The organism is Stenotrophomonas maltophilia (genome assembly GCF_001274595.1).
GTDB classification, from domain to species: domain Bacteria; phylum Pseudomonadota; class Gammaproteobacteria; order Xanthomonadales; family Xanthomonadaceae; genus Stenotrophomonas; species Stenotrophomonas forensis.
This window is the reverse complement of record NZ_CP011010.1, coordinates 4085249-4100970: the sequence shown is the minus strand read 5'-3', so window position 1 is coordinate 4100970 and position 15722 is coordinate 4085249. Positions and strand designations below refer to the sequence as shown.

At 67.1% G+C, this 15722-nt stretch carries 14 protein-coding genes; 12 read left to right on the top strand and 2 right to left on the bottom strand.

What is annotated here, in order from left to right:
* The first annotated feature begins 55 nt into the window (after window positions 1–55).
* Entirely contained in the window at window positions 56–1276 is a 1221-nt protein-coding gene (locus VN11_RS18645) for a D-alanyl-D-alanine carboxypeptidase family protein (protein ID WP_008264856.1), read from the top strand.
* A gap of 166 nt (window positions 1277–1442) precedes the next feature.
* Here the strand turns inward: VN11_RS18645 and VN11_RS18640 are convergent, their stop codons facing one another.
* Window positions 1443–2516: a lipid A deacylase LpxR family protein gene (locus VN11_RS18640; RefSeq protein ID WP_053450824.1), complete on the bottom strand. Its 1074-nt coding sequence runs from the start codon at window positions 2514–2516 to the stop codon at window positions 1443–1445.
* Between the two features lie 344 nt (window positions 2517–2860).
* Between VN11_RS18640 and VN11_RS18635 the strand changes: the two genes are divergently transcribed.
* The 8 genes from VN11_RS18635 (at window position 2861) to gnd (ending at window position 11448) form a co-directional block, all read left to right on the top strand.
* Window positions 2861–3853 carry a CsgG/HfaB family protein gene (locus VN11_RS18635; protein ID WP_008267582.1) on the top strand — a complete coding sequence of 331 codons (993 nt, stop codon included), beginning with the start codon at window positions 2861–2863 and terminating at the stop codon, window positions 3851–3853.
* Window positions 3854–4023: 170 nt separating this feature from the next.
* Window positions 4024–4302: a YbeD family protein gene (locus VN11_RS18630; RefSeq protein WP_005411067.1), complete on the top strand. Its 279-nt coding sequence runs from the start codon at window positions 4024–4026 to the stop codon at window positions 4300–4302.
* Window positions 4290–5000, top strand: a complete 711-nt coding sequence (lipB, locus tag VN11_RS18625; protein ID WP_006470564.1) for a lipoyl(octanoyl) transferase LipB — start codon at window positions 4290–4292, stop codon at window positions 4998–5000. Before VN11_RS18630 ends, lipB begins: the two co-directional genes overlap by 13 nt.
* A gap of 18 nt (window positions 5001–5018) precedes the next feature.
* On the top strand, window positions 5019–6029 hold the full coding sequence (gene lipA / locus VN11_RS18620; protein ID WP_053450823.1) for a lipoyl synthase: 1011 nt from the start codon (window positions 5019–5021) through the stop codon (window positions 6027–6029).
* Between the two features lie 282 nt (window positions 6030–6311).
* Complete coding sequence (locus VN11_RS18615; RefSeq protein ID WP_053450822.1) at window positions 6312–8489, top strand: carboxy terminal-processing peptidase; 2178 nt, start codon at window positions 6312–6314, stop codon at window positions 8487–8489.
* 187 nt (window positions 8490–8676) lie between these two features.
* Window positions 8677–9276, top strand: coding sequence for a DUF2242 domain-containing protein (locus VN11_RS18610; protein ID WP_049458253.1), 600 nt, complete (start codon window positions 8677–8679; stop codon window positions 9274–9276).
* A gap of 23 nt (window positions 9277–9299) precedes the next feature.
* The gene (locus VN11_RS18605) at window positions 9300–10532 is read left to right on the top strand and encodes a hypothetical protein (protein ID WP_187299781.1); all 1233 of its coding nucleotides are present in this window, start codon (window positions 9300–9302) and stop codon (window positions 10530–10532) included.
* Window positions 10533–10542: 10 nt separating this feature from the next.
* Window positions 10543–11448: a phosphogluconate dehydrogenase (NAD(+)-dependent, decarboxylating) gene (gnd, locus tag VN11_RS18600; RefSeq protein WP_053450821.1), complete on the top strand. Its 906-nt coding sequence runs from the start codon at window positions 10543–10545 to the stop codon at window positions 11446–11448.
* A 214-nt stretch (window positions 11449–11662) separates the two neighbouring features.
* Here gnd and VN11_RS18595 read toward each other — a convergent pair whose 3' ends face one another.
* Window positions 11663–12706: an oxidoreductase gene (locus VN11_RS18595; protein WP_053450820.1), complete on the bottom strand. Its 1044-nt coding sequence runs from the start codon at window positions 12704–12706 to the stop codon at window positions 11663–11665.
* Between the two features lie 171 nt (window positions 12707–12877).
* On the opposite strand from VN11_RS18595, the gene VN11_RS18590 reads away from it, so the two are divergent.
* From VN11_RS18590 to VN11_RS18580, 3 genes are all read left to right on the top strand, one after another.
* Window positions 12878–13261, top strand: coding sequence for a BON domain-containing protein (locus tag VN11_RS18590; protein WP_006470382.1), 384 nt, complete (start codon window positions 12878–12880; stop codon window positions 13259–13261).
* Window positions 13262–13465: 204 nt separating this feature from the next.
* Complete coding sequence (locus tag VN11_RS18585) at window positions 13466–15283, top strand: sensor histidine kinase (RefSeq protein ID WP_053450819.1); 1818 nt, start codon at window positions 13466–13468, stop codon at window positions 15281–15283.
* Window positions 15280–15720, top strand: a complete 441-nt coding sequence (locus VN11_RS18580) for a response regulator (protein ID WP_005411057.1) — start codon at window positions 15280–15282, stop codon at window positions 15718–15720. The genes VN11_RS18585 and VN11_RS18580 overlap by 4 nt, the downstream gene beginning before the upstream one ends.
* Window positions 15721–15722: the final 2 nt, after the last annotated feature.

Below are 15722 nucleotides of genomic sequence, written 5' to 3'. Positions count from 1 at the left end.
ATGGCCGTTACGTTCCACCCTCCATTCCCGGCCGTCCCCTGGAGCCTGCTGTCCAATGAATTTCCGTTCCGCCGCCACTGCCCTGGCCGCCACCCTGGTGGTGGGTCTGGCTTCCGCCCAGACGCCGCTGCCGACTCCGGCCACGCCGGCGCCTGCCGCCGCCGCTGCTGCCCCGGCCACTGTCGCCACTCCGCCGGCCCCGGCGCCGAGCGTGTCCAAGGCCTGGGTGCTGATGGACTACGCCACCGGCCAGGTGCTGGCCGGCGAAAACGTCCACGAGCAGCTGGCCCCGGCCAGCATCACCAAGGTGATGACGTCCTACGTGATCGCCGCCGAGGTCAAGAACGGCAAGGTCCGTGCGGACGACCAGGTGATGATGAGCGAGCGCGCCTGGCGCGAAGGTGGCGCCGGTACCGATGGCAGTTACAGCGGCTTCCCGGTCAACCAGACCGCACGCCTGGAAGACATGGAAAAGGGCATGGCGATCCAGTCCGGCAACGACGCCGCGATCGCCCTGGCCGAACATGTGGCCGGCAGTGAAGAAGCCTTTGCGTCGCTGATGAACAGCTACGCCGCCAAGATCGGCATGAAGGACTCGCACTTCGTCAACGCCCACGGCCTCACCGCGCAGGGCCACCACAGCACCGCCTACGACCTGGCGCTGCTGGGCCGCGCGATGGTGCGCGACTACCCGGAAACCTACGCGTACAACAAGATCAAGGAATTCCAGGTCGGCAACATCAAGCAGCCGAACCGCAACCTGCTGCTGTGGCGCGATGGCAGCGTCGACGGCATCAAGACCGGCCACACCTCCGAGGCCGGTTACTGCCTGATGAGCTCGGCCCAGCGCGGTGACCAGCGCCTGATCGCCGTGGTGCTGGGTGGCGCGTCGGAAAAGCAGCGCGCCGATGACAGCCTGGCCCTGCTGAACTGGGGCTTCCGCTTCTTCGAGACCCACCGCCTGTACGAGCCGGGCAAGGCCGTGGCCGAGCACAAGGTCTGGAAGGGCACCACCGACAAGGTGCAGCTGGGCGTGGCCCAGCCGATGCTGGTCAGCGTGCCGCGTGGCCGCTACAACGACCTGAAGCCGAGCATCGATGTGCCCAAGACCCTGGAGGCACCGTTCACCGCCGGCCAGCAGGTCGGTACCGTGAAGGTCACCCTGGATGGCAAGGTCATCGCCGAAGCACCGCTGGTGGCGGTGGCCGCCGTCGAGCAGGCCGGCTTCTTCAAGCGCCTGTGGGACAGCTTCTGGATGTGGTGGGAATCGGAATGATCCACGCCGCGGCGTGGTGAACGAAAAGGCCGGCGAAAGCCGGCCTTTTCTGTTTCGGGATGGCGGTTGCGGATGCGGGTAGTGCCGGCCGCTGGCCGGCTCCTCATCAATCCATCCGGATATGCCAGCAGCCGGCCAGCGGCCGGCACTACCATCGGCCCCTCGCTTACAGCGAGCGGCTGATGGTGAAGCTGCCGAACACCGGGGCCTCGCGCTGGCCGTAGAACTCGCGGGTGCTGTGGTAGCGCGCCACCGCGAACTTCCAGCGGCCATGGGTCAGCGCCATGCCGTAGCCGCCCTGGGCGACCACGTGGCGCTTATCGACGCTGTGGCTGCTGCGGAACGTGTTGCCGTCCAGGGTGATGTCGCGGATTACCCAGGCCGCGTCGGTGGTGACGAACATGTGCCACGACCAGCCGCTGGGACGGCCGCCACGCGTCGGCGCGGTGTTCTCGCCGGCCGGACGCAGCGGCGTGCTGCCGAAATCATCGGGCAGCTTCCAGCCGAAACGTACTTCGCCACCGGCATTGGCCTTGGTCTCCAGGTTGCCGATCGCACCGCCGTAGTGGCTGATCGCATCCCAGCCCCAGCCGCCGGCATTGACGCTGGCATCGGCCGGCCAGCGGCGCATGCGCTCGTGGGTCAGCATGAACAGCGGTTCGTTGTGCAGCTGGTTGTCCCAGCCTTCGAACTTCTTGTCATTGAGGATGTCGTGCACCGCATCCTGCACCTGCTTGCCCTGTGCCCATGGACCGACCACGCCCAGCGTCAGCTGGGTGGTCTGCAGGCGGTCGCCGCTGCGCGCGTTGAAGCCGAAGCTGGCGATCAGCACGCCGGCATACGGTCGATCATCCTTGATCAGGTCGCGGCGGGCCGGATCGGTCGGGGTGAAAATGCCCTGGCCGATACTGAAGATCATGTTCTGCTGCTCGAACCTGCCCGGGTGCAGGCCTTCCAGGTACTGGTTCACCCAGCGCGCCATCCGGGGCAGGCAGGGGTCATCGGTGTAGTCGACCAGGTTCGGCGAGACCAGGGTCAGCTGGGCGCCGTTGGTGTAGCCCTGGTCCTGGTGGCGGCCACCGAACAGGTCGTTGTCGACGCGGATGTTGACCTGGGGCGGGTGGTCGCGCATCGCATCCGGGCCGCATCGTTCGGCGGCCTGGGCGGCAAGGGGGAGGGCAGCGGCAAGCAGGCCGGACAGCCCGAGGGCTGCAACGCGGGGGTGGGAAGGGGGGCTCATCGGGGCGCGGGTTCTTTTGTCGATTTCAGCCGCGACACGGTACCCCCAGGTGGTCGCCAAAACGACCACATGGCGCTCACTTGTCTGTTCCGAAAACAACATTGTCCAACCGACACAATGTGATACGTGGAGTCGGGGCGGGCCCGCCGGCGGGCGCCATCACCCGGGTTGGCCAAATCTGTCGTGATCCGCACTTTCCAGTCAGCTGCGGTTGTGGTTGGGTCCCTGCATGCCCTATCCTCTGCGCCGGCGCCTGGGGAGGCGCCACCAAAGGATTCAGGTCCCAGACCCTTTCTCAACCCATGGATTGTGCTTCGCCGTTGGCGAAGTGCTGGATGACTCATATGAACAAATCGAATTCGCTCGCCCCCGTGCTGGCCTGCGCGCTGCTGGGTGCCGGCCTGTTGGGCGTCAGTGCCCCGGCGTCGGCCGGTCTGCGCGACAGCTTCGCCAACAGCCGCACCTCTGCCCAGGAGCAGAGCAAGAAGGGCCAGGCCGAGATTCCGGTCTGCACCAAGCCGCTGGGTTCCATCTCGGTGATCGAGCCGGAAGACGTGGTGAACTGGTGGACCGGCCAGCAGCTGCCGGCGCCTTCGAAGCTGATCAAGGTCTTCGTCAACAAGTCCAAGTGCTTCACCCTGGTGGACCGTGGCGTCGGCATGGCCGCTGCCCAGGCCGAGCGTGCGCTGGCCAGCGAAGGCCAGCTGCGCGGCCGCTCCAACATCGGCAAGGGCCAGATCCGCGCCGCCGACTACGTGCTGGTGCCGGACCTGATCTCGCAGAACAGCAATGCCGGCGGCAACGCCATCGGTGGCCTGCTGGGCGGCCTGATCGGCGGCAAGGCCGGTGCGGTGGTCAGCGGCCTGAACTTCCGCAGCAAGACCGCGGACGTGACCCTCACCCTCACCGACGTGCGCTCCTCCGAGCAGGTGGCCATCGTCGAGGGCAACTCGAAGAAGACCGACCTGGGCTGGGGCGCCGGTGGCGGCCTGTTCGGCGGCGGCGGCATCGGCGCGATGGGCGTGGGTGGCTATGCCAACACCGAAATCGGCCAGGTGATCACCCTGGCCTACCTGCAGGCCTACACCAACATGGTGGCCGAGCTGGGCGGCCTGCCGGCCAATGCCTCGGCGGCCAATTCCGGCCAGGCAGTGACCATGCTCAAGGCTGGTCGCCTGCTGGCCAATGCCAAGGGCACCGGTGCGCCGGTGCGCTCGCTGGAGCCGGGCATGCTGCTGTACCCCACCGGCGTCAAGGAAGGCACCATGTGGGAAGTGGAAGACGAAATGGGCAACAAGGGCTGGGTCAACTCCACCCTGATGGAAACGGCCAAGTAAGCCGCCTGCGTGCCGGCCCCGCGCCGGCACGCGCCGCCTGCCGGGGCCGGCCTTCGTGGACGGCCCTGCCAGGGGCGCGGCCCCGCTGCAACGCAGCGGCTCGCCGGTGCCGCCTTTGACTTTGATGAATACTCTTGGGTTTGTTGCCCTGCGGCCCGATAATGGGGGGCATGGAAATCAAGTCCGACAACCCCGACCACGGCTTCCAGTTCCCCGGCCAGTTCGAGCTCAGCGCGATGGGCCCGGCCAACCGCGGCCTGGAACATGAGCTTCCCCGCCTGCTGCTGGCGGCCGGCATTGATGTCGTCAATGAACGCATCAGCTGGAAACACTCAAGCAACGGCAAGTACGTGTCCGTCCGCATCGTGTTCAAGGCCGAGAGCCGCGAACAGTACGACCTGGCGCACCAGGCGCTGCGCGACCACCCGGAAGTGAAGTGGACGCTGTAGCCGACAGCTGCCCGGCCGAAGCCGCCCCGGAAGACCGCGCGCCGCGCCCGGCGGTGGTCCGTGACCTCGGCCGCCAGGCATACGAGCCGGTGTGGCGTGCCATGCAGCGCTTCACCGACCAGCGCAGCGACGCCGACGCCGACGAGCTGTGGGTGGTCGAGCACGACCCGGTGTTCACCCTGGGCCAGGCCGGCAAGGACGAGCACGTGCTGGCGCCGGGCGAGATCCCGGTGCTGCACGTGGACCGCGGCGGCCAGGTGACCTATCACGGCCCCGGCCAGATCGTGGTCTACCCGCTGTTGCGCCTGCCGCGGCTGGGCATTGGTGTGCGCGACTATGTCTGCCGCATCGAGCAGGCCCTCATCGATACCCTGGCCGAGTGGAACATCGGTGCCGAACGCCGCGAGGGCGCCCCGGGCGTCTACGTCGGCGGCGCCAAGATCGCCGCGCTCGGCATCCGCGTGCGCCGCGGCTGCACCTTCCATGGCCTGGCCTTCAACGTGTCCATGGACCTGGAACCCTTCCACCGCATCAACCCCTGTGGCTATCAGGGGTTGCAGGTGACATCGGTAGTAGACTTGGGCGGGCCCTCCGGGATGGAGGCCGTCAAGCCGGTGCTGCTGGACCACCTGGCCCGCCAGTTCGGCCTGCTGCTGCAGCACACGCCCGAACTGCCCGATCTTTCTGCGGCCGCCTGACCGCCCCCCGGAACTGCCATGACTGAAACCACCGCCCGTTCCATTCCCCTGCAGATCGTGCAGGGCGACTCTCCGTCCGCCGCGCCGTTGCAGGCCGGGGTCAAGCAGCTGGGCGGTGACAAGATCAACCGCTCGCCGGTGCAGTTCGCCGATGCGCCGGTGCTGCGCAAGCCGTCCTGGATCCGCGTGCGCATTCCTTCGGGCAATGCCGTGCAGAACCTGAAGGCCAAGCTGCGCGAGAACCGCCTGGTGACCGTGTGCGAGGAAGCCAGCTGCCCGAACATCCACGAATGCTTCGGCCACGGCACGGCCACCTTCATGATTCTCGGCGAGGTCTGCACCCGCCGCTGCTCGTTCTGCGACGTGGCCCACGGCCGCCCCAAGCCGCCGGATGCCAACGAGCCGGCCAGCCTGGGCCAGACCGTGGCCGACATGGGCCTGAAGTACGTGGTGGTGACCAGTGTCGATCGCGATGACCTGCGCGACGGCGGTGCCCAGCATTTCGTCGACTGCATCACCGCCATCCGCGAGAAGTCGCCGGGTACCCGCATTGAAGTGCTGACCCCCGATTTCCGCGGCAAGGGCCGCATGGAGCGCGCGCTGGAGATCCTGGCGCAGAACCCGCCGGATGTGTTCAACCACAACATCGAGACCGTGCCGGACCTGTACCGCAACGTGCGCCCGGGCGCCGATTACCAGTGGTCGCTGAACCTGCTGAAGAACTTCAAGGCGCAGCACCCGGAGGTGCCGACCAAGAGCGGCATCATGCTGGGCCTGGGCGAGGAGTTCGAGCAGATCAAGGCCACCATGCGTGACCTGCGCGCGCATGACGTGGACATGATCACCATCGGCCAGTACCTGCAGCCGACCGCGCACCACCACCCGGTGCTGAAGTACTGGACCCCCGAGGACTACAAGGCGCTGGAAGACTACGGCTACGAGCTGGGCTTCAGCCACGTGGCGTCCGGCCCGATGGTGCGCTCGTCGTACCACGCCGACGTGCAGGCCAAGGGCGCAGGGGTCTCCTGACGACCCAGGCGGGCGCGGCCCGCCGCCTTCGGTGGGTGCGAACCTTGGTTCGCACGCCTTTGCCTGCTGTAGAGCCGAGCCCATGCTCGGCTGCTTGCTGGTGGCCTGCCGAGCAAGGGCTCGGTCCCGCCTTCGCCTGCATTCACAATTTGCTACACCGGCCCCGCTAGGCTGGTTTTCCACCGAGCGCGGCTGGGTGACAAACCCGGCAACTTTCGGCACTGTCGTGGTGTCTGAACACCCTGCAGTCTCCCCCTTGGCAAGGCGCCTTCGAGCACGTCAATGAAATTCAAAGCCCCCGCATTCCTGATGGCCCTGGCGCTGGTCGCGCCGCTGGCGCTGGCGGCCAAGGCCGACTCGCCTGCATTGCCCGCGGCGGCCACCGCCGATCAGGTGACCACCTCCAAGCTGGTGTACGGCCTGTTGTCCGACAGCCGCTACGCGTACCGCCCGCGCGCGCTGGACGAGGCCACCTCCAAGGACGTGTTCAAGCGCTACCTGGAGACGCTGGACGGCGGCAAGCAGTACTTCACCCAGGCCGACGTGGCGCGCTTCGCGCCGTTCGAAGCCAATATCTCTTCGGCCATCCGTGGCGGCGAGCTGGAGCCGGCGTTCCAGGTGTTCGCCGTCTACAAGCAGCGCGTGGGCGAGCGCGTGGCCTACGCGCGCAGGCTGCTCAAGCAGGAGCCGGACTTCACCACCGACGAGCGTTTCGAATACGACCGCAAGAAGGTGCCGTGGGCGGCCAGCAGCGCCGAGCTGGATGAGCTGTGGCGCAAGTCGGTCAAGAACGACTGGCTGCGCCTGAAGCTGGCCGGCAAGAAGCCGGACGATATCCGCAAGACGCTGGACAAGCGCTATGCCACGCTGGAGAAGTCGGTCAATGAACTGAAGGGCGAAGACGTCTTCCAGTTCTTCATGAACTCGTACACCAGCGCGGTTGATCCGCACACTGATTACTTCACCCCGCGCACCGCCGAGAACTTCAACCAGGCGATGTCGCTGTCGCTGGAAGGCATCGGCGCACAGCTGCAGCGCCAGGACGACGTGGTGGTGATCCGCGAGATCATCGCCGGTGGCCCGGCAGCGGTCGACGGCACGCTGAAGCCGGGTGACCGCATCGTCGGCGTCGGCCAGGGCAAATCCGGCCTGGTCGAGGACGTGATCGGCTGGCGCATCGATGATGTCGTGGCCAAGATCCGCGGCGCCAAGGACACCCAGGTCAAGCTGGAATTCATTCCGGCCGCGGAAGGTGCCGACGGCAAGCACCACACCCTGGTGCTGACCCGGCAGAAGGTGCGCCTGGCCGAACAGGCCGCCAAGGGCGAGACCATGACCATTCCGGCCGCCAACGGTGAACCGGCACGGAAGGTCGGCGTGATCAAGCTGCCGACCTTCTACCAGGACTTCGAAGGCCGTCGCCGCAATGCCGCCGACTACGCCTCGGCCACCCGCGACGTGGCCAAGCTGCTGGCCGGTTTCAAGAACGACAAACTGGACGGCGTGGTGCTGGACCTGCGCAACAACGGCGGTGGTTCGCTGGATGAAGCGATCGAACTGACCGGCCTGTTCATCGAGCAGGGCCCGGTGGTGCAGGTGCGCGAGTCCGGTGGCCGCGTCACCGTCAACAGCGACCGCAACCAGGGCGTGGCCTGGGACGGCCCGCTGGCAGTGCTGATCAACCGCGGTTCGGCCTCGGCCTCGGAAATCTTTGCCGGCGCCATCCAGGACTACGGTCGTGGCCTGGTGATCGGTGAAACCAGCTTCGGCAAGGGCACCGTGCAGAACATCGTCGACCTCGACCGTTGGCCGAGCGGCGAAACGCAGCGCTTCGGCCAGGTCAAGCTGACCATCGCCCAGTTCTTCCGCATCAGCGGCAGCAGCACCCAGCACAAGGGCGTGGTGCCGGACCTGGCCTTCCCGGCCAGCGTCGATGCCACCGAGTTCGGCGAAAGCACCTACGACAACGCATTGCCGTGGACCCGCATCGCTGCCGTGCCGCACACCCAGTACGGCAACTTCGCACCGCTGCTGCCGAAGCTGGAAACCCGCCACGACGCGCGCATCGCCACCGACAAGGAATTCCAGTGGTGGAACGAGGACGTGCAGCAGTTCCGCACCGAGGCAGCGAAGAAGTACATCTCGCTCAACGAGGCGACCCGCCGCGCCGAACGCGAGCGCCAGGATGCCCAGCGCAAGGAACGCCAGGTGCAGCGCAAGGAACTGGGCCTGGCCCTGGACCCGCTGGCCGATGACAGCAGCGACGACGGCCTGACCGGCAACGAGCGCGACATCGTCAAGGATGCGGCGCGCGAGAAGGCGGCCGAGAAGCGTCCGGACCCGCTGCTGCGCGAGTCGGCCTCGATCCTGGCCGATGCGGTGAACCTGCTGGCCAACGACCGCCCGCTGTCGGCGCAGGTGCTGCCGCAGTCCACCGGCGCCGGCCGCTGGGCCGACTGATCCGCCAGCCCGCTTGAAAAGGGGACGGAGGGGATTAAGTCGTTTGTGGCACAAACGACTTAATCCCCTCCGTCCCCTTTTTTGTGCATGAACAGGCCGCAACGGCGGGGGCGGGCAGGAGTACTTTCGACCTGCCGCACACGGCTGCGGGACTACCCTTGGCGGTACCGTCCTCGCAGGAGTACCCATGCGGGCCTCCCGTCTTACCAGCGCTGCCGTGGCCCTCAGCAGCGCCCTGATCCTGTCGGCCTGTGGTGGCCGTGCCGCCGACAGCACCCTGCTGCGTGAATCCTTTGATTCCGGCGACACCTTCTCGCGCACCGTCGATGGCCGTCCCGGTGATGCCTGCGAAGCGGCGCGGCGGACCCTGCTCAGCCAGGGCTATGCCATTGCCCGCTCGGACGAGGCACAGGTGGAGGGCAACAAGAATTTCCAGCCCCGCGACGACGATCACGAGCAGCTGGTGCTGCGCATCTCCTGTGCGCCGCGTGGCAGCCAGACGCTGGTGTTCGTCAGCGCGGTGCAGGACCGCTATGCGCTGAAGAAGAGCCCGACGTCGGCCAGCGTGGGCGTGGGTGCACTGGGCTCGGTGTCGCTGCCGTTCGGCAGCAACGATGATTCGCTGGTGAAAGTCGCCAGCAGCACAGTCACCGATGCGGAGTTCTATCGTCGTTTCTTCCAGCGCCTGCAGCAGTACCTGCCTGCGGACGCAGCCACGCCCGCGCCGCCTGCTTCGCCCGTACCTGCGACTCCGGAACCTGCACCGGCCAGCACGGACCAGGGGTGAGCGTGCGCGGCAGGTTGATCGGCATGGCCCTGCTGCTGGTGCCCGTGCTGGGGACGGCGGCCACGCCCGTGGACTGCACGCAGGGCCTGCTGCAGCGGCTGGGCTGGCGCTTCGAAGAGGCGGCGGTGACCACGCCGCAGGTGCACGGCGGTGCCGTGTGCACGCGCGCCACGTTGGCCGAGGCGCAGGCGGCGGGCGATCTACGCGTGCAGTGGCCGGCCGCAATGCCCGCTGCGGCCCGACAGGCACAACTGCGGCAACTGCTGGACAACCCGGCCACGGTCTGCGCCTATGCGTTCGAGCTGGGGGCCGCCACGCAGCGTGCGGCGACCGCATTGCAGGACAATCCGACGTTCCGCTTCTCCGGTCCGCAGCTGGGCTGGATCGGTTTCGGCGTGAAGGGTGCCGGGGCGCAGGGCTGGCAGCGCACGCGCAGTTTCGGCCGCGGTTACGTACCCAGCGCCGGCAACAGCCGTGCATTGCAGACGTTCTACAGCGGCAGCGTGCGTGCCGAATGTGGCGTCGGCCGTCAGGTCGCGCAGCTGGCCACGCAACGCGAACTGTATGGCGATGCTGCGTTCGATACCGAGTTCAAGCCCGCGGAACTGTCGATTGGCACGTTCCTGGCGCTGCATGACACCGACAGCATCCTGCTGGGTGCAAGCGCAGGTGATTTCTTCGCCGATGGCAAGGCCGTGCGCACATCGATGATGGGGCGGCAGGCGTTCGTTGGTGTGCCGGGTTTCATCGAACATGTGTACGACAAGGGCACGCTGGACGATCTGAGCAACCAGGCCGAGAACTTCGTGGTGGTCGAGGTGGGCGAGGGCGCTGCGCAGGCGCTGGCCCTGCACGGCGGGCTGGCCTGGTACGACCAGCGTAATGCCGAGTTGTGGAAGCTCGCGCAGGACATCCCGCGCATCGGCCAGCGCTACTTCGAGCGCCTGCTGTTCGAGCGCGACCCGGACCTGCGCGCACGGCTGGAACCGCGCTACCACGACACGCTGGCACGCATGGACCAGCTGCTGGACGATCCGTTCTACCAGCAGTTCGTGATCTATGTGCACCCGCGCGGTATACGTCCCGTCGGCTACCACGTCGCCCGCCTGCTTGATCGCAACCCACGAACGCCGTTTTCGATCGACCTGGCGGTGCACAATCTGCATACCACGCTCTACCGGCGTTGGCGCGAGGCGCAGCTGCGCCACTGCGCGGCTACCGGCAGGCCAGGCAGCCTGACCCTAGACCCCAACTGAAGGTGAAACAATGGATATTGCAATGATCGGCCTCGGCCGCATGGGCGCCAACATGGCCCAGCGCCTGCATCGCGGCGGCCACCGCGTGGTCGGCTACGACCCGGGCGAAGGCGCCCGCCAGCGCGCCGCCGAGGCCGGCCTGGAAGTGGTGGATTCGCTGGCAGCTGCCGTCGCCGCGCTGCCGGTGCCGCGCGTGGTGTGGCTGATGGTGCCGGCCGGCGAAACCGTCGACCAGACCCTGGGCCAGCTGACCCCGCACCTGGCCGAGGGTGACATCGTCATCGACGGTGGCAACTCCAACTACCAGGACTCGATCCGTCGCGCCAAGGCGTTGGCCGAAGACGATCTGGGCTACGTCGACTGCGGCACCAGCGGTGGCGTGTGGGGCCTGCAGGAAGGCTACAGCCTGATGGTCGGCGGCGACGCCCCGGTGGTGGAGCAGATCGCCCCGTTGCTGCGCACGCTGGCACCGGCCGAGGATCGCGGCTGGGCCCGTGTCGGTCCCTCCGGTGCCGGCCATTTCACCAAGATGGTCCACAACGGCATCGAGTACGGAATGATGCAGGCCTACGCCGAAGGCTTCGCGCTGATGGAGCGCAAGCAGGAGATGGAACTGGACCTGGCCCAGGTGGCGGAGGTGTGGCGCCATGGCAGCGTGGTGCGTTCGTGGCTGCTGGACCTGAGCACCGAAGCGCTCAAGCGCAATCCGTCGTTGGACGGCATCGCCCCGTACGTCGAGGATTCGGGTGAAGGCCGCTGGACCGTGGCCGAAGCGATTGCCTTGGACGTGCCGGCCCCGGTAATCACGCTGTCGCTGCTGGAACGCCTGCGTTCACGCGAATCCAATTCGTTCACCGACCGTCTGCTGTCGGCGATGCGCAACGAATTCGGCGGCCACGCCATCAAGAAGTCGTAACAGAGAAAACGCATGACCACGCGATCCACGCATGGCGTGGATCCGTGTCTACCAAGGTCGACACCTACCGTCGGGCGCGGAAAACTGTCGAAGCTCCCAGGGATGGGTTTACGGCGTCCCCCGCAACCGGATCCACCCCGCCATCCCACGGATAGCTTGCTTTTGACGTTGACGTTGCCGTTGATTCGGCAGGTGCAGGGCGCAGCCCTGCCGATCACCCCAACGCGATTCGCCGCCCTTCGCGCGCACTGTCCATCCCCGCCTGCAGCAACCGCGTCAGCTGCAGCGCCTGCGCCGCACTGACCGTCGCTTCGCCATCACCGTGCATCGCCGCCGCGAACTGCGCATACAGCCGCCGGTAATCGCCGGGCAGGTTGTCGACGGTGCCGCGCTGCACGTTGTCCTCGGCATCGCAGCGCAGCAGCTCGCCATGCCGCGGATCGATGCCCCAGCCCGGAGCACCCGGTGCAACACCACGGCGCAGCTGCGCTTCCTGCACATCCAGGCCGTGCTTGATCCAGCTGCCCGTGCTGCCATGCACGGTGAAGCGCGGTGTGGGCGCCGCCACCAGCGAACCGGCATGCACGATCGCGCGATGCCGTGGGTAGTGCAGCACTGCGTGGAAGTAATCGATGCCGCTGCCGCCTTCGCGCTGCACCGCCAGATCGGCGTCGATGGCCTCGGGCCAGCCGAACAGCACCAGCATCTGGTCCAGCAGGTGCGGGCCCAGGTCGTACCACACGCCGCTTCCCGGGCCATCCTGTTCGCGCCAGCGCTCGCGCACCTGCGGCCGGTAGCGATCGAAATGCGCATGGCACTCGGCCACGTCACCAAGCGCACCCTCCGCCAACAGCGCCTGCAGGGTGAGGAAGTCGGCATCGAAGCGCCGGTTCTGGAACACGGTCGCGATGCGCCCGGCATCGTTCGCCGCGGCCAGTATTGATTCGGCTTCGGTGACGTCGAGCGCGAACGGCTTGTCGACCAGCACATGCTTGCCTGCTGCCAACGCGGCGATCGCCAACGGCGCGTGCTGGTCATTGGGTGTGGCGATCACCACCGCATCCACCGCCGGATCGTCGAAGACCTGCTGTGCAGTGGCCCGCACGTGCACGTTGCTGAACGTGCGCAGGAGCGTGTCGCGCTGCGAACTGACCACACTGTGCAGCACCAGCCCGGGCGTGTGCTGGATCAGCGGCGCATGGAAGACCCGGCCGGCGAGGCCGTAGCCGATCAGGGCCAGTTGCAGGTCGGGGCGCATCGCACAGCTCCGGCAGAGGGAAAGGGCAGGGTAAACGACCGGCGATCAGCGTCCAAAACTGAACCGTTGCCGTTGGAAACGCTTCGATTCACAGCGGCATGACTGCAACGCCACGCCTGCTCCACGGCGGCGTGTCCAGACTGGCAGCACATCCCGAAGGAGTACGACACGATGAGCAATACCACCCGCACGCTGATTGCTTCTGCCCTGACCCTGGGCCTGGCGCTGTCCTCCTCGGCCGCCTTCGCCAAGGACCCGGCCGCGAAGAGCCCGCCGACCAGCACCCATCCGGCAACCCATGCCGATCGCCATGACTCCAACGAGCCAGTGACCGATACCTGGATCACCACCAAGGTGAAGGCCGACCTGCTGGCCAGCAGCAACGTTCCGGGCACTGAAATCAAGGTGGAAACCGTGAACGGCGTGGTCAGCCTCAGCGGCGCCGTGGCGACCCAGGCCGAGAAGGACAAGGCGGTCACCACTGCCAAGGGCATCAAGGGCGTGACCCGCGTCGATGCCGCAGCACTCAAGGTCAGCGCCGCTGCCAAGCGCTGAACCTGGTGGGCGCCCCAGCTGGGGCGCCCAGCGGTTTCTTTGGAGCCGGGCCCTGCTCGGCTCCACCAAGAAGGGGACGCCCCCTACCCGTTCAGCCAGCCGCGCCCTGAATCCCAGAGTTGTGACCGCCTGCGCTATATTGCCGGTTCCGCCGCAGCCGGGCTGGTTCCGGCAGGTGCTCCGCGGCCGTGCTGACGAGGAACTATGGCGCTGGTTTTCAGTGACGACATCTGGGACCGCTGGCGGTTGCCGGCCTTGGCGCTGGCGGCCGTCGCGATCATCGTGGTGCCATGGTTGACCCTGCGCAAACTGCAGCAGGACAGCGAACAGGCGATGGCCTGGGTCAACCATACCCAGGCCGTAGGCAATGCCCTGCAGCAGTTGCAGGCGGACGTGCGTGACGTCGAATCGGCCGCGTTGACCTTGTCCAAGGGCGTGGATGCGCCCGGCCTGCGCGAGCGCATGGCGCGCGCCAACGAGATTCCGGGGCGCCTGGCCGAGCTGGGCCGGATGACCCGCGACAATCCCGACCAGCTGATCCGCATCGGTCGTATCGAATCGATGCTGGAGGGCCGCATGGCGCTGGCCCGCGAGCTGGCCAGGTCCGAACCCAACAGCGATCAGCGCGGGCTGGTGCAGGATCTGAGCACGCGCTATCCCATCCGCGGCCTGGTCGAGGAATTGCAGGCCAGCGAGCAGGAACTGCTGGCACTGCGTGCAGAACAGGCGGCGCGCCAGCGCCGGCAGACCGAGTTTGTGTCCTGGAGCTCGCTGGTGGTGCAGCTGGCCCTGCTGGGCCTGGTGCTGTGGCTGCTGCATCGCCAGATTGGCCGCCGCCTGCACGCCGAGCGGCAGTCGCTGCGTTCGGCTGCGCGTGCGGCATCGGTGCTGCAGACTGTGCGCGAGCCCATTGTTCTGCTTGATCGTGAACTGCGCGTGCAGCTGCACAATCCGGCGTTTGCCGAACTGTACGGACTGGAGGACGAGCGTGCCGACGGCCTGCTGCTGGAAACCGTCGGTGACGGCGCCTGGCAGGACCCGGTGATGCGCCAGCGTCTGTCCGACGTGCTGCTGCGCGGCCGCGAACTGTGGGACTTCGAGCACGAGCAGCGCGCCGCCGACGGCATGGTGCGCTACATGCTGCTCAACGCACGGCGCATGCCGCTGCCGGATACCGATGACGAAGTGGTATTGATGACCGTCAGCGACGTAACGGTGCAGCGTGCCGTGCAGCTGCGCGTGGAAGAGCTGAACCGGCAGCTGGAAGGCAAGGTCGCGCAGGTGTCCGAGGTCAACCGCGAACTGGAGGCCTTCAGCTATTCGGTCTCGCACGACCTGCGCGCGCCGCTGCGCCATGTCGCCGGATTCTCGGACAAGCTGTCACGCCATCTGGGTGAGCAGGCCGATGACAAGAGCCGCCACTACCTGGGGGTGATCTCCAGCTCGGCACGGCGCATGGCGGCGCTGATCGACGACCTGCTGGTCTACTCGCGGCTGGGCCGCGTGGCGATGCGCCAGCAGGCGGTGGACATGCAGTCGCTGGTGGCCGATACCCGCGCCATGCTCGATTCCAACCTGCAGGCCGAGGCCGAAAACAGCGGCCACGCGCACCAGGTGGAGTGGAGCATTGCGCCGCTGCCGATCGTGGTGGGCGACGAGAACATGATCCGCCAGGTCTGGCTGAACCTGCTCGGCAACGCGGTGAAGTATTCAGGCAACCGCGAGCCGGCAAGGATCCGTGTGGACTGCCAGCAGCAGCCCGATGGCGGCCATCAGTTCACGGTCAGCGACAATGGTGCAGGCTTTGACATGGCCTATGCCGGCAAGCTGTTCGGCGTGTTCCAGCGCCTGCACAAGGCCAGTGACTACCCTGGAACCGGCATCGGCCTGGCCAGCGTGCGCCGCGTGCTGACCCGCCATGGCGGCCGGATCTGGGCCGAGGCCGAACCGGACGTCGGCGCCACCTTCCACTTCTACCTGCCTCCCGCGATCGACGCGGACAAACAAGGTCCTTCTGCATGACGACTCTGCGCACCATTCTTCTCGCCGAAGACAGCCCGGCCGACGCCGAGATGGCGATCGACGCCCTGGAGGAGGCGCGTCTGGCCAACCCCATCGTGCACGTCGAGGATGGCGTGGAAGTGATGGACTACCTGCTGCGTCGCGGCGCGTTCGCCAACCGCGAGGAAGGCCTGCCGGCGGTGCTGCTGCTGGACATCAAGATGCCGCGCATGGATGGCCTGGAAGTACTGCGGCAGATCCGTGAGCACGAAGAACTCAAGCGCCTGCCGGTGGTGATCCTGTCGTCCTCGCGCGAGGAGAGCGACCTGGCCCGCAGCTGGGACATGGGCGTGAACGCCTATGTGGTCAAGCCGGTGGATGTGGACCAGTTCTTCGGCGCCGTGCAGACGCTGGGCAAGTTCTGGGCGTTGATCAACCAGGCACCGGAACTCGAGTGAGC